Raw genomic sequence first — 20,982 nt, 5'->3', positions numbered from 1 at the left:
GGGGGCAGCATGCTGGAGCGACACGAACTCGACGCCTTCCTCACCGTCGCCGAGGAGCTGCACTTCGGCCGGGCCGCCCAGCGGCTGCGGGTCTCCACCACCCGGGTCAGCCAGACCATCCGCAAGCTCGAGCGGCGGATCGGCAGCCCGCTGTTCCACCGGACCAGCCGCCGGGTCGAGCTGTCCACCCTCGGTGGCCAGCTCGCCGCGGAGCTGCGTCCGGCCTGGGCCCGGATCGCCACCGCGGTCGAGTCGGCCATCGCCGCCGGCCACGACATCACCGGCACGCTCCGGGTCGCCTTCGTCAGCGCGGCCGGCGGCAAGCTGATGCTGCGCGCCGCCGAGGTCGCCGCGACCCGGCTGCCGGGCTGCGACGTGCAGGTGCTCGAAGCCCGGATCGTCGACGCGCTGCCGTGGCTGCGGTCCGGCCAGGCCGACCTGATCCACATCAACCTGCCGGTATACGACGACGACCTGGTCGCCGGGCCCGACCTGATCCGCCAGGAGACGATGCTCGCCGTGCCGGCCGGGCATCCGTTCGCGGGGCGGCCGGCGATCACCATGGAGGATCTGGCCGAGACCACGTTCGTGCAGATCCCCGACATCGGCGAGGGGTACCTGTCCAACCGGGTGCCGAGCCGGACCCCGTCGGGCCGGCCGATCGCCCGCGGCCCGCACGCGCGGACCATCAACGAGGTCCTGGCCATGGTCGCCGCCGGGCGGGGCGTGTTCACGGTCGGGGCGCTGTCCCGCCGCTACCACGCCCGCCCGGACCTCGCCTTCGTGCCGATCAGCGACGCGCCGCCGCTGCGGTGCGGGCTGGTCTGGCGGGCCGACGTGGCCACCCCGGCGATCGGGGCGTTCGCCGAGCTAGCCCGCGAGGTCGCCGCCGCCGGTCGGTGGAGCTGACCGGCGGTCTCTCCCAGGTCAGCGAGCTCGTCGCGGACTGCCCGCGTGCTGGGCCGGATGAGCAGTGCCGGCGACGCGGTGGCGATCCGCCCATGGTCCAGTTGAACGCTCGGCCTGACGGGGTGTGCTGGGGCTGCGTCGGCCGGGGCCGGGCGGGCTCATCGCGGGTGTCCGTCGGTCTGGTGGCCGGTCTCCCTGTCGGTCACATGTCGGGGCACCGGTTGTCCGGCGACGATCCGGGGCAGGAGATCTACGAGCATGGCGGGCGAAGGTCCAAGCCGGCCAGCGCGTCGAGGCCGACCCAGGCGACGACGGTGGTGTGCCCCGGTAGCGGGCCTAACTGGCCGCATCCTTGCCGAGCACGCTGCAGTAAATCAACTCAAGCTAGTCAGGGAAGCGCACGGCGAGCGCATTGAGGTCCTCGATCAGTCGTACCGCCGCATCCCCCGAAGGCGTCCGGGAAGACATGTTCAGCGATGATCTGCACCTTACGATGCGGTCGCTTGCCGCGACGACCGCGCCATAGTGTTTGTTGGCATGCTCCCAGGCGGCGACCCACGCCGAAGCGGCGTCATAGAGATGGCTACTCAGCGTCGCTCGACTGTCGACGGCAAACGCTTCGACAGCCACGAGCAGGCTGCCGTTCGCGACGGGCAAGCCTGGAAAATTGTGGTCAGGGCCGCGACTCACCACGACCTGAATCCTCCTGAGTTGTTGGGCGAGATGCAGCAGACCCGCACCGAGTAGCTTGTTTGCCTCGTACTGTCGCGTCCTTTCCACGATGCGGGTCAACACGGCCGACAGCGCCAAAACCCCGAAGCAAAACCCGACAGCACCGGACAGGAGGTTGACATAGATCGGGTGACTGGACAGAAGGTCCAGGTGCTCGAGTTCAAGCCAGGTGCTCACCCCCAGCAGAAGCATTCCTGTGAGCAGAAGCGTTACAACGACGGATCTGGGCAGCTTGGGTGACATACGATACTCCGCGCTGGCGGGGCAAGGGGACGTTCATCATCTCGCATACGCACAGGCCACGAAAGGTTGCGCCTTAGGCGCGCGTCGTCGGGGGCGTCTGCGGTGGCCGCGAAGATGAGGTCGATGCGGTGCCGCTGCGGTCGCCGGGCAGCGGGTACATCGCCTCGCGCACCATGATCATGTCTTCGACTTCGACCTCCAGCCCGGTCTCTTCGGCAACCTCCCGCGCGGTCGCGGCATCAGCGTGCTCGCCCAAGTCCAGGCCACCACCAGGAAGCACCCACAGGAGCGGGTCGGTGCCGCTGGCGGTGAGGAGGACACGGTCGTCGTGGATGATGACGGCCCGTCCGGTGACGCGCAGTTCGCAGGGCTCGGGTGGGGCGGGGTGGGTCATGGACTCCTGGTGGGCGGTGCCGGGCCCTCGGGTCGTCGGGTCGTCTTGTGAGGTGGTCACGCGTGGCGCCGGGCGGTGTCGGCGACGGCCTGCGCCCGGTCGAGTTCGCCGGGGAGGAGGTTGTGCCTCGTGGCGCGCACCGTGGGGTCGGGCAGGTGGCGGTGCAGCGCGATCTCGCGGGCGACGAGCAGCAGCAGGTTGAGCCCGTACCCGACGCCGAGTCCGTCGCAGGCGACGCGGGCTGCGACGCGGGCGCGCAGGGCGGGGCTGCGTGAGCCGATGAGCAGGTCTGCCAGCGCCAGATCGAGTCCTTCGACGTAGGCTCCTACGAACTCCAGGTCCACCAGCGCGACGCGCCCGGTGTCGGGGTCGCGGAGGAGGGGGCCGAGTACGCCCGTCAGGCCGGGGCCAGTAGCCCGGAGACGAACTGCCGATCGCGGTCACCGCTCATGATCGCCACGCCGTCGGAGATCTCGTCCACCCGAGGATGGTCACTCAGCGAGATGGAGTGCAGAAGGGATTCCCATTCTCCGGTGGATTCCAACTCGAGATACGCCTGCTCCTCGATGACGAACCCGGTCGTCTAGGAACGCGACACAAAGGCGATGCCGTCCGCTCACCGCTGGCCGGCGTCGGAGCTGGTCCGACCGGTGCACCCGTCGTGGCCGGTCGCCCTGTTCGGCCTGCTCCAGGAGTTCTACCCGGGCTCCGTTCCCCCGGTGCGCCAGATCGTGTGGCCGGACTCGGACGGGTCGCTGCCGGGAACGGGCACACACCAACCGGCGACCTGGGCCCGCGTCCGAGCATCCGGCGGGCGACTGGCGGCGGCTGGGCGCGGCCGGTGCCGCGGACGCGCCGGTGCGGTTGGACCGGTGAAATGGGGCCGGGCTCCGGCTCCGCTCCGTACAACCCGGTGACCTGGCCCTTCGTCGCGTGCGACACGCGGCCCAACGGGGGTGGTCGCGGGCATGATCGTCGCCGTCTGGAGATCCGTCCGCGATGTCGTGCCGGCAGGATGAGGCGCATGTCCCGCGCTCTCGCCTGGCTCGCGCACCCGGTCACCGTGGTGGCCGGGTTGCTGCTGGTGCTCAACGACCATCTGCTGAAGCCGTCGTTTCCGGGCCCTGTCACGGGGAAGCTGTCCGACGTCGCTGGGCTGGTGCTGGCTCCGGCCCTCGTCGCCCTGGTGTTGCCGGCCCGGTGGGCCGTGCCGGTGACGGGTATCGGATTCACGCTGGTGAAGGTGAGCGGTGTCGGGGCCGCGGTGGCCACGGAGCTGTGGGGTGTGTTGGCCGGGCCGTCGCGGGTGCTGGCCGACCCGACGGATCTGTGGGCGCTGCCGGCGTTGGGCCTGTCCTGGTGGGTGTGGACGCGGGTGCGGGACCGTCCGGCACCCGAGCGGACCACCCGTCTCCTGCGGGTACTCGTCGTGCTGCCCTTCTGTCTCCTGTCTGTGGCAGCCACCTCGGCGTATCGCCCGCCGACCTACGACGTGTCCGTAGCCGACGGCCAGCTGCGATTCGGCTACCTGGGCAGCTCGGACAGCACGCACTGGTACGCGGTGGCCAGGGTCGTCCCCACGCCCCAGTGCTCCGGACAGACGGCCACCTGTCCGTCCTCGTCTGATCCCGGAGCGGAACCAGATCCGGCCCGCACGGCCTGTGCGCCGACGGTCCCGGCGCACTGCTACCGGGTCGACGGTGAGCACCTGCGGGTCGAGGAGTCCAGCGACGGCGTGAGCTGGACCACCGCCTGGGAGGTCCCCGCCGGCAGGCTCGAACACCTGAGCCGGGCCTACCCGCCCGCCTACCGGGAATCGAGCCCTCGGCTGGCTTCCACGTCCGTCGCCGTCCTCGCGCTGCCGGGCGGCGACCACATCGTCGCGGTCGGCAACCAGCGCGACGGGCTGCTCCTGCGCGACCGGCACGGCACCTGGACCCGGATCGGTTTCCCCGCGTACACCGACAGTGAGGGCGCGCGTGTTCCAGGACAGCGTGCACCGTCGCTGACGGGCGGTCCGGCGATCCGGGCGGAGACGGGCCTCGCCGTCGGCCTGGCACTGCTCGCCTGGGCGGCGGCGATGCTGGCCGCCCGGCGGCGCGGAGACAGGTGGGGTCCCTACGCCGTGTCGCCCGTACCCGTCGTCGCCGTGGGTTCTCTGGTCTTGTTCCTCGGGTGGAACGCGGACTTCCCGATGGATATGGCGTTCATCGTGACCGGGGCTGTCGCCCTCATCACCGGATCGGTCCTGGCGACCGGGTTCCACATCTCCTCCGGCGGGCTGCGTCCCGCCGGACTCGCGATGGCCGCCGTCACGGCAGCCGCCACCGGTGTCGGCGCGTACCTGCCGTTTCACGCGTGGAACACCGGCACGATCGACAGCTACCCGCACGCCGCGTGGACAGGGCTGGCCGCCGCGGCGGTGGGCACGGGACTGTCCGTGGCCGCCGGCCACCGGTTCAGGAGCCGACCTACCGCCGAAAGCAGACCCACCCACCCGGGATACGTCAACGCCCCGCCCGCCCCGCCCGCACAGTTCCACAAGGGTGTCGGAGCCGCGCCCGTGCCCGCCCCGCCCACAGCCTTCTACAGGGGCTACGGGCCGGCACCAATCCCATCTGAGCCCCGCCTGCGACTCTCCTCGCCGAAGCGCCCGGGAAACACGGACAGTCCACGTGACCGGCAGCCACCGGCGCTCGGCGACCCACGGCACGACCGACCGCCGCCCTGACACCGCCGCCGAAGGTTCGGACGGCCCGCTTTGACATCTGTGTTGCTCACGAGGCAGCGCTTCGGCGTCTCAGATCTTGGTTCTGTCGCCGATCTTGTGATCGGAGTGTGTGCGATCATGATGCCGGTGTCCGTTATAGAGCTTAGAAGTGCTCCTTCCTCATCTGGCCGGTGTCGTCGTCGATCGTGTCGAGCGGTCAGGAGGCATGCTGCTACTCAGGGTTCGTTCGAGGGCCCGATCGTGGATGTGTCCGGGGTGTGACCGGGTGTCAGAGCGGGTCCATGGTCGCTATGAGCGCCGGGTGGCGGATGGGCCAGTCGGTGGCGCCCAGGTCGTGATCGTGGTGATGGTTCGCCGTTTTCGCTGCTGGGATGGCGAATGCCCGGTGGTGACGTTCGCCGAACAGATCGTCGGGCTGACCCGTCCGCATGGCCGATACACACCGCTGCTGGAGGCGACTTTGACGTCGCACTACGCGGCTATCGCCGAGCTCAGTGATCTTGGTGTTTTGGAAGTTCAGAGGGTGTTTTTTCGGCGTGCAGCCCGCCGTCCTGGACACGGGTACGGGCCAGGGCCGGCGCGCACTCACCCTCGTACCCGATGTGCACGTCTGCGTAGTGAAGGCCACGCAGGTGGTCGCCACGGTGACCGACGCCGTCGCGCTACTTGATCCGACTCGGCCCCAGACCTGGATCAGCGGACCCTCCGCGACCAGCGACATCGAACTCGACCGCGTCGAAGGAGTCCACGGACCACGCACCCTGATCGTCATCCTGACGACCAGCCCAAGTTGACGAATACTGTGCCGTATCGACGTTGACAATGCGATGTCGACCTTTACTTCGAGTCCCCGTCGGGCTAGCAACGCTGGCACGCAGCCCTGTTTCCGCAGCTCAAGGTCCAGGTCGCTGACGACTATCGGGGCTGCATGTGTCAAAAGTGTGGCACCCAGATCCACAGTCGACAGTGACTGGAACAGGCCACGTCGCCAACCAGCCTCAAGGCACACCGGGATGACCAGAGCGAACAGGATGATCGGTCTTCGGGCGATGCTGGGGCCGGCGCTGGCAGGTGGCCTTGACCAAGATCATACGTCTGGCTCTGCATCGCTGCGTCCGGGACGCGACAGTGCCGGGTGCGGTGGTGGTGACCGGTTGCCCGGATGATCGAGACTTGTGACAGCGAATTGGATCGGAGGGCTGCGAATGAGATCCGCTGGTGTCGGATGACGCTCCGTGGCTGGCCACCGCTTCCTGGTCGCGGGTCGGCCGCCGTGGCGATCGCATTGCTGGCGGCAGGCGGGGCGACCGCGGCGTTGGCGAACTTCGTGCCGTGGCCGGTGGCGGTACTGCTCGGGCTGGCGTCAGGGGCCCTTGGGCTTGCCGGGACCGTGGTCTGGGAGTGTCGCGCCGCCGCCCGGGTCCGTCTGACGGCGTGGGCGTCAGCGGTTGACATCGGCCCTTCACACGGCGCGGCGGAGCCGGGGAGCCTGCTCGCGGCGTTGAACCCCGACGCGGGGATCACGCCCTACAACCAGCTGCACCTGCGTTACCTCAACCAGTTGCAACGCTGGGCCGCCGCCGGCGGCAACGACGCTCTCGGGCAGATCGTGGCACTGGCCGGGGCTGCGGGGGGAGGTAAGACGCGTCTGTTGGTCGAGCTGGCCACGAACCTGGCCCGCGAGGGTGTGCTCTGCGGCTGGGTGCGCCCAGGCCACGGTGCCGAGGCCGTGGCCGCCGCTGCCGGGTTCAACGCGCCGGTGCTGCTGATCGTCGACAACGCCGACACCCACACCGACCTGCCCGACCTCTTGGCAGGATGGCACCACCACCAACCCCCGCACCTGGCGGTCGTGCTCGCCGCACGTGACTTCGGCCCGTGGTGGACCCACCTCCGCCGAAGGGTGCCCCCGGAGGTCAGCGGGCGACTGCCGGCCCGCCCTGCGGTCACCTTGCCGGCCCTGGCGACCAGTCCCCGAAACCAGCGGCAGAACTTCACCCAGCTCCTGCGCGCCTACGCCGACCACTTCCAGACCGACCCGCCCGTGGCCCAGCTCGCCGTCACCGGACCGGCCCCGGGGCCATTGCTGGTCCACGCCGCCGCGGTCCTGGCCGTCGAGCAACGCACGACCGGGACCATCGACACCGACACAGTGGTCGGCGAGGTGTTCTCGCGAGAGGAGGCGCACTGGAGTACCTCCGCCGCAGCTGCGGGTCTTGGCGCCGTGCCCGCGCTCCAGCTCGGCCAGGCCGTGATCATGACGACCCTGATCGGCGCCGCCGACCCCGACGCCGCAGACGGTGTCCTGGCCTGCCTACCCGGCCACCGCCTCGCCCCACCTCAGCGGGCGGACCTGGCGATCTGGCTGCGTGGCCTGTACCCGCTGCGCACCGGCTACTGGCTGGCACCGCACCTGCCCGCGCTGCTGTTCGGGTACTACATCGCCGACCACCTCGTCTCAGACCCGCTCCTGGCCGAGGCGATATCCCAGGCCGTTGGCGACAATCCACGCCACGCCGAACGTGCCCTGCGGGTCCTCGCCTACGCCACCGCCTACCAGCCCGCCGCCCACCAGGCCGTCACCGGGCTCATCGCCACGGCACCCCGAGTGTGGGTGCCCGCCGCGATCACGGCCCTCCTCGGCGCTGACTCCGTCACCGCCCGCGCCCTGGACCCGACCATCGCGACCGCGATCACGACCACCGCCGAGCGGCACACCACGAGCGACCTGCAACAGATGCAAGAGCAGCTGTTCGTCCATAAAGCCGGCAACCGGCTACCCGCCACCATCGTCAGCGTCCTGCGCCATCACATCGCTCATCTGACCATCGACAACGGCACCGAGCATCCCCACACCCTGGGCATCCGGCACAACCTTGCGGGAATCCTGATCGGCCAGGGCCGCTACACGGAGGCCGAAGCGGAGCTCCGGCAGACCCTCAGCATCCAGGCGCGCAACCTGGGTGCCGGGCACCCTGAGACCGCGAAGACCCTGGGCAACCTCACGGTCGCCGTGTACAAGCAGGGCCGCTACGGCGAGGCGGAAGCCGCGTTCGGTCAGGTCCTCGACATCCAGGCGCGGACCCTGGGTGCCGAGCACCCCGACACCCTCAACACCCGGAACAACCTCGCGAACGCACTGCACAGCCAAGGCCGTTACGGGGAGGCAGAAGCGGAGTTCCGACAGGTCCTTGACACTCGTGCCCGGACCCTGGGTGCCGAGCACCCTGACACCGTGTCCGCTCGCAGCAACCTTGCGACCGCACTGATCGCGCAAGGCCGCTACGAAGAAGCCGAAGCGGAGCTCCGGCAAGTGCTCAACATCCAGGCCCGGGTCGTGGGTGCCGAGCACCCTAATACCCTGAAGACCCGGAACAACGTCGCGGGCACCCTGCAGTGCCGGGCCCGTTACGAGGAGGCTGAAACGGAGTTCCGACAGGTCCTCGACATCCAGGCCCGGACCCTGGGCGCCGAGCACCCTGACACCCTGAAAGCTCGGGGCAACGTCGCGGGCATCCTGCGTGGCCGGACCCGTTACGAGGAGGCCGAAGCGGAACTCCGACAGGTCCTCGACATCCAGGCCCGGACCCTCGGTCCAGACCACCCCGACACCCTGAAGACCCGGAACAACGTTGCGGGCACCGTGCACGGACAGGGTCGCTACGGGGAGGCCGAAGCGGAGTTCCGACAGGTCCTCGACATCCAGGCCCGGACCCTGGGTCCCGAGCACCCCGACACCCTGAACACCCGACACTGTCTCGCGGACACGCTGCGCGCGCTCGGTCGTGAAGCAGATGTCGGTTCGCTCTGATGTGAGGCCGCGAGGTAGAACTCCCTCGCGGCGGCGCTCAAGGAATACGGGCCCTGCCCCGCCCGATTTAGGCGGCCCGGCGGCAAGGGACACGGACGCGCCCTGGCGATCCGCACCGACGGCACCCCGGCCCGCGAACTCCCGCTGCCGCCCGGCTACACCCACACCCGATTCGAACCGACCGCAGTCCTCCCGCTACCCGCCCTCGGGCAGATCTGGGTCAGCGACGGCTACGGCAACGGACTCGTGCACCGCTACGACGCCCACGGCGACTACCTAGGCGTCGCACCAGCCAGCGCGGACGGGGCCTTCCAATGCCCACACGCGATGGTGTGGGACGGCGAGAACATCCTGCTCGCGGCCCGGGAACACAACCGCGTGGTCCGCATCGACATCGACGGGCACCTCATCGGGGTACTCGCCGCGAACCTGCGCAGGCCAAGCTGCCTGGCCCTGGACGGCGACACGATCTGGGTCGGTGAACTCGAGGCGTCCATCGTCCAGCTCGACCACTCCGGCCGCCTGATCCGGCGCCTCGGCCTCGACGCCGCCGCACCCGGCCGTCCGGGCTGGCCCAACGCCCTCGACGCCGCCGGCACCACCATCGCACCCGACCCGCCGGCCGACCGGTTCAATAGCCCACACGCGATCGCCGTGGACTCCCGCGGCACCATCCACGTGGCCGAGTGGCTTGTGGGCGGCCGACACGTCCGGATCAGCCCGAGCGCATGACTCTCCAACCGCAAGCCGGTGTAGCGGACAGCCCGTGTCGCGTGGGCCGACTCATAGTCCGATTGGCTTTGTGGACAGCGGGGTCCGGGCAGCCCTCGCTTTCCGGCACGCCGACAACGCACCGACACCGGTTAACAGTTAGTCGCTGTTAACTGGCTTAAGGCTGCCTTGAGGGATCTTTCATGTCCCGTTAGCTGACGCCGCATGACGATGTGGACCTTAGCTTGATGCGAGGCGTGTCCGGCGGCTGACCACGGAGCCCCGTTCGCAGTGGCCTCGGAAGGACGAACCCAGCCTCGCGGTCCGACCGGGGCAACCGTTTACCTGGCCGGGGTCCAGCGCATACACTCCGTGCACCAGTCGTACGGCCCGCAGGGGGTTGACGTGGGATCCGATCTCGAGGTCGAACTCGACCGGGCACTGGTGGACGGGCCGTTCCACCTGGCGTTGTCGCTGGCCGTGCGCCGCCGGGGCCTGGGCCTGAGCCGGCTGCAGTGCCGGCTCGCCGAGCGCGGCATCAAGATCAGCACGGCGACGTTGAGTTACTGGTGCACCGGGCGGTCCCAACCCGAGCGGGCGGAGTCGCTGCACGGGGTCGCCGTCCTGGAGGAGCTGCTGTCGCTGCCGGCCGGGTCCCTGGTCGGGCTGCTCCGTTCTCCCCGGTTACGTAGCCGCGGCCTCGGGGGCCGGAACATGGATCTGCGCCTGTATCCGGCAGCCGCCCAAGCGGTCGAGGACTTCGAGATTCCGGCCCGGTCGGACCTGCGACCGTTGAGCATCGACAACCACGTCACGATGGGCGCGAACGGGTCTGTCCGGCAGGAACGGATCCGCGTGACGCTGCGCTCCCTGGCCGACGGGGTGACCCGCAAGATCGTGGCGTGGTACCCGGAAGGGCCGGTTTCCGGGCCGCCCCGGCTCGTGGATCTGGCGGGCTGCCGACGCGGCGGGGTGCGGTGGGACCCGGCCACAGGCCAGTTCGGCGCGGAGCTGCTGTTCGGCCGACCGCTGGCCGAGGGCGAGACGACGGTGATCGAATACACCGTGGTGGCACCGCCGGGCATGGGGCCTGAGACGCGGATGGCTCAGGCCGTGCTCCAACTTCTGCCCATATACACCCTGCACATCACCTTCGTCCCAGGGGCGGTGCCGGCCCGGTGCGTGGCGTTCCACCAGACCACGGCGTCCGCCCCCGAGGAGGAACTCCGCGAACTGCGGCCCGACGACATCCCCAGCGTGTGCATCGCGGTCACCGACGCCCGCCCCGGGATGTACGGCATCCGACTGGACTGGTGACCGGCGGCCCCGCCGGCGGCGGGTAGCCGAACAGCTTACGTGACGCCGGGATCGCCAGGCCGGCCCTTGGGGGTCGGTCGACAAGGACCAGATGAGGGGAAGTTGGCGGGCGCTGCCCGTCGACGGCGAAGACGTCAAGCGCATCGCCGGTTTCGTCCTCGGCCTGCTCGACACCGCCCGTGACCATAGGCTGTGGCCTCCCAGATCGCGGCAGTTGCCGTCTTCTGCCGCGACCGCCAGTTGGGTGAGCGCAACTGCCCGCGCCGGCCAGCCACGACCGCGGAGAGTGCGGCGATGGCCAGTCAGAGGGCGACCGTGATGAGCGATGCCTCGTACCCGAACATCCCTCCGGTCAGCCATCTGGGACCGGTGAGCTGAGTGGTCCAGAAGCCGTCGTGGCCGGGAGTGCCGGATACCGGTAGTCCGAGGAAGCTCTGCCAGAAGTTCCACGCGACATGTGCGCCGAGCAGGCAGTGGCGGATTTCCCTCGCACTCAGCGTCTGGCGGCGATCTCGTCCACGTACGCTGCGGCGGCTGTCCCGGCCGCGTCGCGCCGCACCGCGGTGGCCGGGCGAAGCTGCCGGTAGGCGCGATGATCGTGCGAAGAGCCACGACGCACCCGCCCCGGTCGAACCCGACCAGGGCGGCCTTGAGCTATGCGGCGACGTCGGGCGCGCGCGTCTCGATGCGTCGTACACCCGCGGGTTGGTGGCCGGCGGCGGCGAGGGCGAGCGGGCCGATGACCACAGTACGCAGGAAGTTCAGGGCGGCGTGCGCGTCGTACAGTTCGCCGCGGCCGATCTTGGAGGCGGTGTAGTGCACCCAACCCCAGAACCGGTCCTCGTACCACTGGTCCTCGCGGTGCGGATAGCGCGCCACGTCGGTCGCGTACGCGGCCGTCAGCCGGCCGTCCCGTTCCCACAGCACAACCGGCTCGTCGACCCGCTCGGCGGCGTCGGCCACGGCGACGAACTTGAAGTCGACATGCAACAGTGGCGGGCCGTAGAGCGCGATCAGCAGGCGCGGCTCGCCCACGTGCTCGCCGGTGAAGCAGGTCAGCAGCGGCCCGAGCGCCTCGGCGAACTGTTGGCGCTCCGCCGTAATCTCCGCGTGCGACGCCGGCTCGACCGCGATGACCAAGTCGAGGTCGCTGAACTCGTCCATCGTGCCGCCCGCCAGCGAGCCGGCAGCCGCGATCCCGACAACGCGCGGATCCTTGGTGAGCAACTCGATCGTGGCGACCGCGAAGTCGCGGTGCAGGGACGGGGCGGCGGCGAGACGGACATCCATGCGCGGATGCTAGGCAGCCAGAGAAGTTCGAGCGACAGAGATTCGCTTCAGTGACGTCGGCCGTCACCGGGCCGGCAACACCACGCCCTGCTGAACCAACGCCTCGTGTCAGTTGACAGCTGATCTGGCGAGGGAAGTCCCGCCAAGCTGCGGCTCGCCATGTGGCCACGTGCGCTTCAGTGAGAGCTTTGCCTTAAACAATATGGCGAAACTTCGGATGCGGCCGGCGCTCCGGACTCTGGCGAGTGCTACGGGGCGAGGTCAGATGACGGACAGCCCCGGCAACGCGGGCAACCGGGTGCCGTCTTCACGCAGGCCGGGCGGCACCCGGTGCGGGGCCGCCGACGGCCGCCGCTTCCCCTTCGCCTCGATGAGAGGGCCTTGCGGCCCGCTCCGGGGTCAGCTGAAGGTGAAGGTGCCGTCGGCGCTGACCGGGTTCCAGATGCCGTCGCCGCTGCCGGCGAACGTGGCCCGGTAGCCGGCGGCGAGGGTCTTGCGAGTGAACGGCAGGCCGTCGGTGGTGCGGGTGAGGTTGCCTTCGGCGTCGGTATGGCCGGAGGCCAGGTGAGCGCCGTGGCGGGTCGTGAACGTGACCAGCGCGGCGAACACCGGGGCTCCGTCGGTGTGGGTCACCCGGGCGTGCAGCTCGGCGACGAGGTAGGCCCCGCGGTTGTACGTGTCGACGATGGTGGCCTTGCCCAGGGTGATGGACACGGTGATGTCCTGGGGGACGACCTCGAAGTAGTCGGCGCGGGACTGCACGGGGTCCGGGCCGGAGCCCGTCAGGTAGTAGAGGGGCTTTCCGTCCGGCCCGCTCGCGCACGGCATGTGGTAGACCTCGGTGCCCGCGACGCAGGCCAGGTAGCTGGTGCCGTCGTTGGGGTTGTCGTAGTTTCCGTCGGGCAGCCCGTCGGCGGCGAAGGGCAGGCGCATCGACACAGCAGGTCCTCTTTCCATGAGCGAGGGCGCGACCGGAGCCGGCACCAGGACGCCAATCGGGCTTCTGGTTACTTCCAGGGCTAATGCGTACTGATCCTGCCATCGCACCACACCGTTGCCAACGCCTGAGGCGGGCACGGCCCGATTTTTTCGAAGGCCCCGACAGGACCTCGACGCCGACCGAGCTGACTGGGCAGCCGTGCTGGCTCGGCCGGCCGAGCAGGTCCGTGAGGCCGGCCGGCGTTGCCGGGAACTGCGCCAACCCGAGCATTCGGCCCGGTTCGTCCAGGGCGGCGGCGGTGTGGGCGTCAGCGTGGGGTCGACGTCACCGATCAGCGCAGCGGCATGGCGTGCCGGCGACGGTAATCGGTAGGTTCGGACGGGTGTCGATCACGGCACCTGGAACCCATGAGGAGATTTCATGACCGAGCCCGACGACCCGATGACCATCGAAGCCGGCTCCTTCGACATCCAACTCCCTGGCGGCCCTGACCCGGACCCCGAGACCCCCGAGCACGAAGGGTTGACCCCGCCGCCCGCCGGCATCTAGGGCCTGTTTGAAATGTCATCGGAGCCATTCGTTGATGGCCGCGATGCGGACGGTGGCCAGGTAGCGCACGGCAAGCTTGTCGAAGCGGGTGGCCACCGCCCGGTTGCGTTTCAGCCGGTTGATGCCGCACTCGGCGGCATGGCGTTGCTTGTAGGTTTCGGTGCTGAACAACGGCGGACGGCCGCCCGCCGAGCCGCGTCTCTTGCGGTGACCGATCTGATCGGCGGGTTCTGCAATCGTGGCCTTGATACCACGTCTGCGCAGGTAAGCCCGGTTGGAACGGGAACTGTAGGCCTTGTCGGCCAGGACCCTGTCAGGGCGTGTGCGCGGCCGACCGACGCCCGGTCGGACGACGCGGATCTGCTCCAGGACCATCTCAAACTGGGGACTGTCGCCGGCCTGACCGGCAGTGATCACGATCGACAGCGGACGTTGTCCCTGCTCGATGGCCAGGTGAATCTTTGTCGTCCATCCGCCCCGCGACCGACCTAACCCATGGTCGTTGGGCTCGATGTCCACCCCGCCCGGCGAATCTACCTGCCCGGCCCCTTTTTACTCGCCCCAGCGGCATGCTGATGGGCACGCACCACCGTGGAATCGACCGACACATCCCACGTGATGATCCCCTCGGCATCGGCGGCGGCCTGCAACCTCGCCAACACCCGAGCCCACGTCCCATCACGCTGCCACGCCCTGAACAGGCCATACACCGTTTCCCACGGCCCGTAATGCTCCGGAACCTCCCGCCATGGAGGCCCCGTCCGTACCCGCCACCGAATCCCGTCAATCACCATCCGCCGATCCCTCGGCGGACGACCCATCACGCCACGCTGAGGCAACAACGGCTCCAACCGAGCCCACTGCGCATCCGTCAAATCAGCCACACCGATCTAACGAACCACATTTCAAACAGACCCTAGGGGCGCCGCCCGTTGTCCCGGCGGCCGCGAGCGGCTCCCCCGCCCCGGCCGCCGGATCTGACCTTCGTCCCGCAGGAAAGCCGATCACCACTGACCGTCGCCGATGAGGAGTACCCCTACAAGCAACCCGCTCCGGCCCATCGTGCCGGAGCGGGGACCGAGGCGCCGGGAAGTTGGGTGTGCGTGCGGCGATAACGTCCGGGTTGGCCCGCCCCGGTTCTGCGGTACGCGGAGTTGGGCGGGCGCGGAGGCTTCGGCGACCCGGGTTGGGCCGTCTTCCAGGTGTGCCACAACCTGCCATCTCACGCCCGGAAGCCACACCACCCGGTGCGATCGTGCGGGCACGCGTGGCGGGTAGTGTGGGTTTGGTGCCGGGCTGTCCGGTGCGGACCGTTCGGGTTGCGACAAGCTACGAGACCACTCCGACAGTGGAGTGCCTGGCGACCTGATCTGCATTCTCTTGGATCGTTTGCGAGCCAGACGCATGAGGACAGCGCGGCAAGATTTGGAGTCCACTCATGTTTGGCGGCACTCGCGGCCCTCGGCGACTCGGTGCATGCGGGTGGGCGTCTCTCCCCCCGTCGTCTGCCGACGAAGGGAGCGCGGTCGAGACCTTGCGTCATGAGGCGCGGGCCTCTGCCGCCCTGGTCAGGCTGCGATTCTGGTCAGGGCCCAGCTTTGCGGGTCGGTTCCGGTGTCGGTGGTCTGGGTAGCGGGGTCGGGATTCATGTGCGGCCGGTGCCGCGGTACAGGTCCAGCTCCCCTTCGAGCTCGACGGCGATCACGGTCGCCGTGTCGTCGAGCTGGTCGGCTGCGGGAGCGTCGATCCACAGGACGCCGGGGACGTCGTGCAGTCCGCCGGTGACCGTGTGCCGCAGTTCGGTGTCGTGGCCGACGACGCGGACCCGGGTGACCGGTGACCGCAGGCCACGGACGCCGATGACCTCGCGGGGGCTGTCGAAGCAGGTGAGGTACAGGGTGCGCCGGTCGGCCGACAGGGTGCTCGGGCCGTAGTGGTGTCCGGCCGGCAGTCCGGCGACCGTGCCGTGGACGGCCTCGGAGTGCTTGGCGATCCAGTCGCCCAGACCTTCGAGCCGGGCCGTCTGCTCCGGGGTGATGGTCCCGTCGGCCCGGGGCCCGACGTCGAGGAGGAGGTTGCCGCCGGCGCCGATCACCTCGACGAAGTAGCGCACCAGTTGGCGTACCGACTTGTGCCGGGTGTCCCCGCCCTGGTAGCCCCAGGATTCATTGATCGTCAGACACAGCTCCCACGGTCCCGTCGGCGGCACGATCGGAACGCCCTGCTCCGGGGTTCCGTAGTCGCCACGGGACAGCATGCGCGCGTTGAGGACCGTCTCGGGGTTGGCGGCGAGGATGAGGTCGGCGAGCCGGTCGATGCCCCACTGTTCCTCGGCGCGTTCCCATTCCCCGTCGAACCACAGCAGGTCCGGGCGGTAACGCCGCATGAGTTCGGCGACCTGACCATCGCGGTACTCGAGATACCGCGCCCACGCGACCGGGTCCTCCTGCCCGTCGACCGGTTCGACGAGGTGGTGACCCGTCATGTGCTCGGCGTCGCGACGGGGTGCCGGGTGGCGCACTGTGGGGTAGTCGGGGTGGTTCCAGTCCGAGTGTGAGTAGTAGAGGCCGACTTTCAGTCCATGCCGGCGGAGCGCCTCGGCGTAGGGACCGACGAGGTCGCGGCCGGCGGGAGAGCCGGTGACGTCGAGGGTGCCGAACGCCGTGTCCCACAGGGCGAAGCCGTCGTGGTGGCGGGCGGTGAGCACGGCGTAGCGGGCACCCGCCCGGGCGAACAACGCGGCCCAGGCGTCCGGGTCATACCCGGCCGCGGTGAAGCCGTGGATCTGCGCGAGGTACTCCTCGCGGGAGACCTCGCCGGTGTACATGGCCCAGGACTCCGGGACACCTTTGACGGCGTAGATGCCGTAGTGGACGAAGATACCGAGCTTGGCGTCGGGGAACCAGGGCCGCATCGCCATGGAAGCACTCCTTCAGTACTGGTCGTTTCCAGATCAGCCTAAGCACCAAGGCGCTGGTAGCGCGTTGGCTACAGTCACCAATACTGGTAGTTTTTCACCATGCCCGGGTTCGTGGAACTTCGACTCCACCGGCCGCCGACCGTCGTCAACGCCGGGGCCGCCATCCACGGGACCGGGACGCTGCAGGACACCTTCCTGCTCCCCGACCTGTGGCAGGTGCACCTCTACGCCTACTCGGGCGCACTCACCGTCGCCGGGGTCACGCACCCGATCAGGCCCGGGCACGTCAGCCTCGTCCCACCCGGTGAAGAGGTGCGGTTCCGGTACGAGGGCCGGTCGGAGCACCTCTACGCGCACCTGCGACTGCCGACGGCGGGCGAGGCCCAGCGGGTCCCGGTCATGCAGGACGCGGCCCGGAGTGCCGAACCCCTGGCGGGGATGCTCCGGTCGGCGATCGCGGCTCTGCCCCGCCACCCCGACCGGGCCGCCGCGGAACTCTGGGCGGCGCTCTGGCGGATCGCCCAGCTCCAGCAGTCCGGCCTCGAGGGGCGGCACCTGGCCGTGCTCCGGGCGACGGAATTCATCGAGGCGCGCCTCAACGAGCCCATCACCGTGCCCCAGGTGGCCCACTACGCCGAAATCTCGCACAACCAGCTCACCCGGCTGTTTCGGGCCGAGACCGGCGACACCGTCGTCGGCTATCTCCGCCAGCGCCGCCTCGCCCGCGCCGAACACCTCCTGCGCCACACCACGATGCCGATCCCCGCCATCGCCGCCGCCGTCGGCATACCCGATCTCCAGGCGTTCAACAAGGCATGCCGACGGCAACTCGGCGCCGCGCCGCGCACCGTGCGCACAGGCACAGGGACCTAAGGGCGCACTGATCAGACGGATGTCAACCTCGCCGCGTCCCCCATCGATGTCGTGCGCACTGCTGCGCGCGATCCTGGCCGCTCGGAGGGCGGCACCGAGCGAGGGTGGCCTTCTTGAACCAGACCTCGGTCTCGTCCTGCGCCCGCGCCAGGTGCGCCATCGCCGCGGCGAGATCATCACTTTCGAGGTACCGCAGGACGAGGTCTCCCATGGGGGTGGACTGGATCCACCAGTCCTCAGTCACCCCGGCACGTTCGTGGAACGCGTCGAACCCGGAACGGCGCGGGCGCTTGACCTCCGCAGCGATCCGCCGGTGCGCCTCGTTCTTACCTGCCACCAGGGGAATCGCGACCGCGACGGCCTGTCCGGCAGCGCTGTCGTCGGGACGGAGGTGTGGATCAGCTCCGGATGGGCGGGGATCGGCTGGTCGAAGTCCACGCCCATCATGGCCCCGGCGCGTTCCTTGAACCAGACGCCGAACGGCTCCCGCGACGCCGCGAACGCGGCGTTCGCCGCGACCGGATCGGTCCCTTCGAGCAGGAGTACGATCGGCACCCGCATCGGTGAGGCCGGCAGGCAGCTCAACGGTATGAGTGGCGTCGACCCCAGAACCGGCGTCACCGAGAACTCGCCGCCCGGCTTCGAACGCACCATCCAGCTGTACTTGGAACCGTCCGTCGGCCCGCGGACCTTCGGAGCTGACCGGGAAGGCCTGCAACGCCTGCTGTCCGGGCCGTTGAAGCAGGCGATGGGCAACCTGTGCAGGAACGGGCAGCGGCTCGCGTACCGCCTGGTCATCGTCAACGGCACTGGGACGCACGTGTGGACGGATCTGCGTGCCGTAGGGGTCACCGGATGTTGAACCCGTGGGAGGTGTACGACGACCCGCCCGTGCTGTGGGCCTGGGAGTTCCCGGCCGATCAGCCGCTCGACGTTCTGCGCGCCTGGCACCGCGAGGTCCTCACGTCAGGGGCCCGGCACCGGGTGTTCGAGGTCCGGACCATTCCCGCGATCGACTACCTGCGCGAACGGGACGGGTTCATCGCGGACTTTCTCGGCCGGCATCCGGAACGGCTGCCACGCGCGCTTCCGTACCCCTTCGTGGTCCCCGAGGTGATCTTCAACGACGGCCTCGACGTCGAAGCCTCGACCCTCCTGGCCTTCGACGACACCGACGGTCAGGTGCGCGAGGTGGACGCGACCTCGATGTCACAGCTCGCGGGTGCGCCGTCGGTGCACCCGCGCCGGGGGCGGACCGCGCTCGCACCGCTCACGCTCTCCGGCCGACGCGACTTCGCGGAGGACCAGGTCAGCGAGGGCCCGATGCAGGGCGAGATCGCCCTGCGCAGCAGCATCTGGCTTCCCTGGACCCTCGCACCGGTCCACGTGTTCCGGGCCGACGACTACCTGCCCAACCACCGCCTCGCGGCGCGGCACACGCCGCGGCTCAACCAATTTCTGAGCGAGGTGGCGGCGGCGACCGTGGCGGCCGGAGGCCGGTGGCTCGGCGCGGAGGTGCACCCGGCGTTCGCCTTCGAGATCCATGATCACGGCGTGGACCTCGAAGTGCCACACCCTTTCGACGTGTACTGGGACGCGCCAGCCGCCATGGGTGTCGTCGCCGCTGTCCGGGCCGGTCTCGACTGGTTCACCGCCCATCCGGTACGGCCCCGGCACGGGGTGGTCCGGCTGGCCCTCGGGACAGAAGACGCGCTGGCCGACGCGACCGCCGATCAGCTCCTGTCGGCCCTGGCCGCAGCGCCCGAACTGGGGGCCTACGACTGGTCCAGCCCCGAGGCGGTAACCAAGATCCAGGTGACGAACCGCGCCGGGGTGCACCTACTCGGCCGCTACCTGTTACACGAGGCGCGCCGACGCTGACGTGGCCGTTGCCCGTCCCAGCTCTGAGCTAAGCCGAAGATCGGCGGCCACAATGGACCGCCGTTCGGTCAGGATGTGTCCGCCGCCGAGTGGAGTCGAGCCATGTGGAGAACATCGCCGGGCAGCATCTTCTGGAATTCCACGAGGCCGTTGACGCCGTCGAGTGGCGGGCGAGCGGCCAACCGGCACGGACCACGCCGCATCCCGCCAGCTAGCTGCCTGCTCCGGAGCCCAGCTGGCTCACCGGACCCCAGCTTTCCGAGAAGAAGGACCGAAGGCTGGCCCCACCCTGGTCCCGGCCTTCAGGTCACGGCGGGTCGCACACGGTGCTTCGCGGGGTCCGCGAGCGGCTGGTCTGTCGGTTGACCTGTCGCTATTCCTCAACGGAAATGGTCAGCCGCTTGCCGTATCCGATTTCCACGTCCTTGGCCGCGACCCTCCTGAGGAGGTTCACGATCTTCTCAAAAAGAGGTTCACCCAGAAGGCTTCGGCTCTGGGCGGCCTCTTTCCAGACGATGTGAACAGGACGTTCAACGTCGGTGGTCAGGCGATCCCACAGCGCATCAAGATTGTTTCCATAGTACGGACCGAAATCCAAGGCCGCGGCAAGTACCCGATGAAGGTCCGCTTCTGAATGTACTTCCCCGCCAGGGATGACTATCGTCGCCATGTCTATTTCCACCTTGGGAGCTCATAGATCGTCTCATAGTGATCGCACGTGATGTATGCGAGCCCGTCGTTGGACCACAGCAGCCTGGTTCCCGGCTGCTTTTTGCGGCTCATGTCCGACCGCAGCCCGACGTCAGCCTCCCGCCAGGTTCGGCCAGGCGCAGGCGGCACCACGTCGCCAGCATTGTTCCCAAAGAGATCACCACCCATCTGGCCACCGGGAACGTAGTTTCCCAACGCCTTTCCAGGTTCCCACCCGGCAGCTTTGGCCACGTCCTTGGTGACGTAGTTGGCGGGTAGCCGTCCGGTATTCCTGAGCGATTCGATGAGCGGGTTGGCGGCCTCGGCCGTCCGCAAGCGGTTCACTGCTGATTCGACCGGCGTGCGCACCCCGGAGCCCGTCGCGGCACTCGACTCCGCGGTCCCGGCCGGCGCGATGACCGCAGCCCCGGCAGACGCGCCGACCGACGTCCCACCGCAGTTCCGCGCCGCGTACGCCCGGGCCACCCGGCCACAGCCCAACAGAACATCGGCCGCCCGCGCACACGCCTCGGCCGCCGCCCGGAACGCCGCAGCCGCCCTCGCCGCCGCCGGGTCACGGCCGCGCGCGACCGCCGTCGACGCCCGGGCCGCCTGGGACCGCAGCCGCGCGGCCTGCCCGTGCAGCGCATGGGCCAGTTCGTCGGTGCCCCCGCCGATGACACGGACCGCCTCGCACAGGCCCGTGAGTTCCGACCGACCTGTCACAGCGAGGCCGCGTACCGCCCGGCGGCGGAGGCCGCTTCCGTCAGAGCCGCGATCGCCTGGTCGACCTGCTTCTCCGCGGCCTGCAAGGTCGCGATCATGTTCTTGTCGACCTGCTGGGCGCTGCCGCCGATGATCGCGTTGACGTGGCCGACAGCCTGGGAGAACTTCGGTTTGAACGCCGCGAGCCCGCCCGCCTGGGTTCGAGCGTCCTGGCCGAGCTGGTGGATCTGCTGGCGGAGCTGGTCGAGCTGGGACATCGGACCTC

Annotated in this window: 21 protein-coding genes and 1 pseudogene; 12 read left to right on the top strand and 10 right to left on the bottom strand. The window is 69.4% G+C overall.

The features are described from left to right. Positions 1 to 9: 9 nt before the first annotated feature. Positions 10 to 909 carry a LysR family transcriptional regulator gene (locus tag IW245_RS00680; RefSeq protein ID WP_197001244.1) on the top strand — a complete coding sequence of 300 codons (900 nt, stop codon included), beginning with the start codon at positions 10 to 12 and terminating at the stop codon, positions 907 to 909. Positions 910 to 1,293: 384 nt separating this feature from the next. Here the strand turns inward: IW245_RS00680 and IW245_RS00675 are convergent, their stop codons facing one another. From IW245_RS00675 to IW245_RS00665, 3 genes are all read right to left on the bottom strand, one after another. After that, positions 1,294 to 1,884, bottom strand: a complete 591-nt coding sequence (locus tag IW245_RS00675) for a hypothetical protein (protein ID WP_197001243.1) — start codon at positions 1,882 to 1,884, stop codon at positions 1,294 to 1,296. A 73-nt stretch (positions 1,885 to 1,957) separates the two neighbouring features. Beyond that, entirely contained in the window at positions 1,958 to 2,278 is a 321-nt protein-coding gene (locus IW245_RS00670) for an NUDIX domain-containing protein (protein WP_197001242.1), read from the bottom strand. 56 nt (positions 2,279 to 2,334) lie between these two features. Then, positions 2,335 to 2,622, bottom strand: coding sequence for a hypothetical protein (locus IW245_RS00665; protein WP_197001241.1), 288 nt, complete (start codon positions 2,620 to 2,622; stop codon positions 2,335 to 2,337). Positions 2,623 to 2,883: 261 nt separating this feature from the next. Here IW245_RS00665 and IW245_RS42550 point away from each other — a divergent pair, with 261 nt between their 5' ends. The 7 genes and pseudogenes from IW245_RS42550 (at position 2,884) to IW245_RS00640 (ending at position 10,848) form a co-directional block, all read left to right on the top strand. Continuing rightward, complete coding sequence (locus IW245_RS42550; RefSeq protein WP_372445064.1) at positions 2,884 to 3,195, top strand: DUF4262 domain-containing protein; 312 nt, start codon at positions 2,884 to 2,886, stop codon at positions 3,193 to 3,195. Between the two features lie 107 nt (positions 3,196 to 3,302). Further along, on the top strand, positions 3,303 to 5,009 hold the full coding sequence (locus IW245_RS00660; RefSeq protein ID WP_197001240.1) for a hypothetical protein: 1,707 nt from the start codon (positions 3,303 to 3,305) through the stop codon (positions 5,007 to 5,009). Between the two features lie 205 nt (positions 5,010 to 5,214). Further along, a pseudogene (locus tag IW245_RS42545) lies at positions 5,215 to 5,364 on the top strand (transposase family protein); the annotation flags it as partial. A 181-nt stretch (positions 5,365 to 5,545) separates the two neighbouring features. Then, complete coding sequence (locus IW245_RS00655) at positions 5,546 to 5,803, top strand: LutC/YkgG family protein (protein WP_233473213.1); 258 nt, start codon at positions 5,546 to 5,548, stop codon at positions 5,801 to 5,803. Positions 5,804 to 6,282: 479 nt separating this feature from the next. After that, positions 6,283 to 8,820 (top strand): tetratricopeptide repeat protein, encoded by a 2,538-nt coding sequence (locus IW245_RS41975; RefSeq protein WP_197001238.1) that lies wholly within the window; start codon positions 6,283 to 6,285, stop codon positions 8,818 to 8,820. A gap of 246 nt (positions 8,821 to 9,066) precedes the next feature. Continuing rightward, the gene (locus IW245_RS00645) at positions 9,067 to 9,552 is read left to right on the top strand and encodes an NHL repeat-containing protein (protein WP_197001237.1); all 486 of its coding nucleotides are present in this window, start codon (positions 9,067 to 9,069) and stop codon (positions 9,550 to 9,552) included. Positions 9,553 to 9,936: 384 nt separating this feature from the next. Then, positions 9,937 to 10,848, top strand: a complete 912-nt coding sequence (locus IW245_RS00640) for a hypothetical protein (RefSeq protein WP_197001236.1) — start codon at positions 9,937 to 9,939, stop codon at positions 10,846 to 10,848. Positions 10,849 to 11,502: 654 nt separating this feature from the next. Here IW245_RS00640 and IW245_RS00635 read toward each other — a convergent pair. Both IW245_RS00635 and IW245_RS00630 read right to left on the bottom strand, forming a co-directional pair. Continuing rightward, entirely contained in the window at positions 11,503 to 12,138 is a 636-nt protein-coding gene (locus tag IW245_RS00635) for a nucleotidyltransferase domain-containing protein (RefSeq protein ID WP_197001235.1), read from the bottom strand. Positions 12,139 to 12,537: 399 nt separating this feature from the next. Beyond that, on the bottom strand, positions 12,538 to 13,077 hold the full coding sequence (locus tag IW245_RS00630) for a hypothetical protein (RefSeq protein WP_197001234.1): 540 nt from the start codon (positions 13,075 to 13,077) through the stop codon (positions 12,538 to 12,540). 421 nt (positions 13,078 to 13,498) lie between these two features. Between IW245_RS00630 and IW245_RS41390 the strand changes: the two genes are divergently transcribed. Then, positions 13,499 to 13,627, top strand: coding sequence for a hypothetical protein (locus tag IW245_RS41390; protein ID WP_269215921.1), 129 nt, complete (start codon positions 13,499 to 13,501; stop codon positions 13,625 to 13,627). 15 nt (positions 13,628 to 13,642) lie between these two features. Here the strand turns inward: IW245_RS41390 and IW245_RS00625 are convergent. Both IW245_RS00625 and IW245_RS00620 read right to left on the bottom strand, forming a co-directional pair. After that, positions 13,643 to 14,517 (bottom strand): IS5 family transposase gene (locus IW245_RS00625; RefSeq protein ID WP_372445297.1). Its coding sequence is split into 2 segments (ribosomal slippage): positions 13,643 to 14,167 and positions 14,170 to 14,517, totalling 873 coding nucleotides; the frame shifts between segments, so codons are not numbered across the junction. Between the two features lie 755 nt (positions 14,518 to 15,272). Beyond that, positions 15,273 to 16,547 (bottom strand): alpha-L-fucosidase, encoded by a 1,275-nt coding sequence (locus tag IW245_RS00620; RefSeq protein ID WP_231398606.1) that lies wholly within the window; start codon positions 16,545 to 16,547, stop codon positions 15,273 to 15,275. 111 nt (positions 16,548 to 16,658) lie between these two features. On the opposite strand from IW245_RS00620, the gene IW245_RS00615 reads away from it, so the two are divergent. Genes IW245_RS00615 through IW245_RS00605 form a run of 3 tightly spaced genes read left to right on the top strand, consistent with a single transcriptional unit; the run spans position 16,659 to position 19,301 of the window. Next, positions 16,659 to 17,420, top strand: a complete 762-nt coding sequence (locus IW245_RS00615) for an AraC family transcriptional regulator (protein WP_233473189.1) — start codon at positions 16,659 to 16,661, stop codon at positions 17,418 to 17,420. A 19-nt stretch (positions 17,421 to 17,439) separates the two neighbouring features. Continuing rightward, the gene (locus IW245_RS00610; protein WP_197001232.1) at positions 17,440 to 18,282 is read left to right on the top strand and encodes a hypothetical protein; all 843 of its coding nucleotides are present in this window, start codon (positions 17,440 to 17,442) and stop codon (positions 18,280 to 18,282) included. Beyond that, positions 18,276 to 19,301, top strand: a complete 1,026-nt coding sequence (locus IW245_RS00605; RefSeq protein ID WP_197001231.1) for a hypothetical protein — start codon at positions 18,276 to 18,278, stop codon at positions 19,299 to 19,301. Before IW245_RS00610 ends, IW245_RS00605 begins: the two co-directional genes overlap by 7 nt. Before the next feature lie 373 nt (positions 19,302 to 19,674). Here IW245_RS00605 and IW245_RS00600 read toward each other — a convergent pair whose 3' ends face one another. The 3 genes from IW245_RS00600 to IW245_RS00590 are packed head-to-tail and all read right to left on the bottom strand — an operon-like array spanning position 19,675 to position 20,974. Beyond that, positions 19,675 to 19,971, bottom strand: coding sequence for a barstar family protein (locus tag IW245_RS00600; RefSeq protein WP_197001230.1), 297 nt, complete (start codon positions 19,969 to 19,971; stop codon positions 19,675 to 19,677). Positions 19,972 to 19,973: 2 nt separating this feature from the next. After that, a complete protein-coding gene (locus tag IW245_RS41970; protein ID WP_197001229.1) occupies positions 19,974 to 20,717 on the bottom strand; it encodes a ribonuclease domain-containing protein in 744 nt (247 codons plus the stop codon). Then, positions 20,714 to 20,974 carry a hypothetical protein gene (locus tag IW245_RS00590; protein ID WP_197001228.1) on the bottom strand — a complete coding sequence of 87 codons (261 nt, stop codon included), beginning with the start codon at positions 20,972 to 20,974 and terminating at the stop codon, positions 20,714 to 20,716. Before IW245_RS00590 ends, IW245_RS41970 begins: the two co-directional genes overlap by 4 nt. Positions 20,975 to 20,982: the final 8 nt, after the last annotated feature.

Origin of the sequence: Longispora fulva (assembly GCF_015751905.1) — a bacterium.
Lineage (GTDB): Bacteria > Actinomycetota > Actinomycetes > Mycobacteriales > Micromonosporaceae > Longispora > Longispora fulva.
This window is presented reverse-complemented; position numbering and strand designations above follow the sequence as displayed.

Excerpts from the sequence above, each read along its gene's own strand:
- IW245_RS00680 (WP_197001244.1), top strand. The coding sequence starts at position 10 with ATGCTGGAGCGACACGAACTCGACGCCTTCCTCACCGTCGCCGAGGAG.
- IW245_RS00675 (WP_197001243.1), bottom strand. The coding sequence starts at position 1,884 with ATGTCACCCAAGCTGCCCAGATCCGTCGTTGTAACGCTTCTGCTCACA.
- IW245_RS00670 (WP_197001242.1), bottom strand. The coding sequence starts at position 2,278 with ATGACCCACCCCGCCCCACCCGAGCCCTGCGAACTGCGCGTCACCGGA.
- IW245_RS42550 (WP_372445064.1), top strand. The coding sequence starts at position 2,884 with ATGCCGTCCGCTCACCGCTGGCCGGCGTCGGAGCTGGTCCGACCGGTG.
- IW245_RS00660 (WP_197001240.1), top strand. The coding sequence starts at position 3,303 with ATGTCCCGCGCTCTCGCCTGGCTCGCGCACCCGGTCACCGTGGTGGCC.
- IW245_RS00635 (WP_197001235.1), bottom strand. The coding sequence starts at position 12,138 with ATGGATGTCCGTCTCGCCGCCGCCCCGTCCCTGCACCGCGACTTCGCG.
- IW245_RS41390 (WP_269215921.1), top strand. The coding sequence starts at position 13,499 with ATGACCGAGCCCGACGACCCGATGACCATCGAAGCCGGCTCCTTCGAC.
- IW245_RS00620 (WP_231398606.1), bottom strand. The coding sequence starts at position 16,547 with ATGGCGATGCGGCCCTGGTTCCCCGACGCCAAGCTCGGTATCTTCGTC.
- IW245_RS00610 (WP_197001232.1), top strand. The coding sequence starts at position 17,440 with ATGTCAACCTCGCCGCGTCCCCCATCGATGTCGTGCGCACTGCTGCGC.
- IW245_RS00605 (WP_197001231.1), top strand. The coding sequence starts at position 18,276 with ATGTTGAACCCGTGGGAGGTGTACGACGACCCGCCCGTGCTGTGGGCC.
- IW245_RS00600 (WP_197001230.1), bottom strand. The coding sequence starts at position 19,971 with ATGGCGACGATAGTCATCCCTGGCGGGGAAGTACATTCAGAAGCGGAC.
- IW245_RS00590 (WP_197001228.1), bottom strand. The coding sequence starts at position 20,974 with ATGTCCCAGCTCGACCAGCTCCGCCAGCAGATCCACCAGCTCGGCCAG.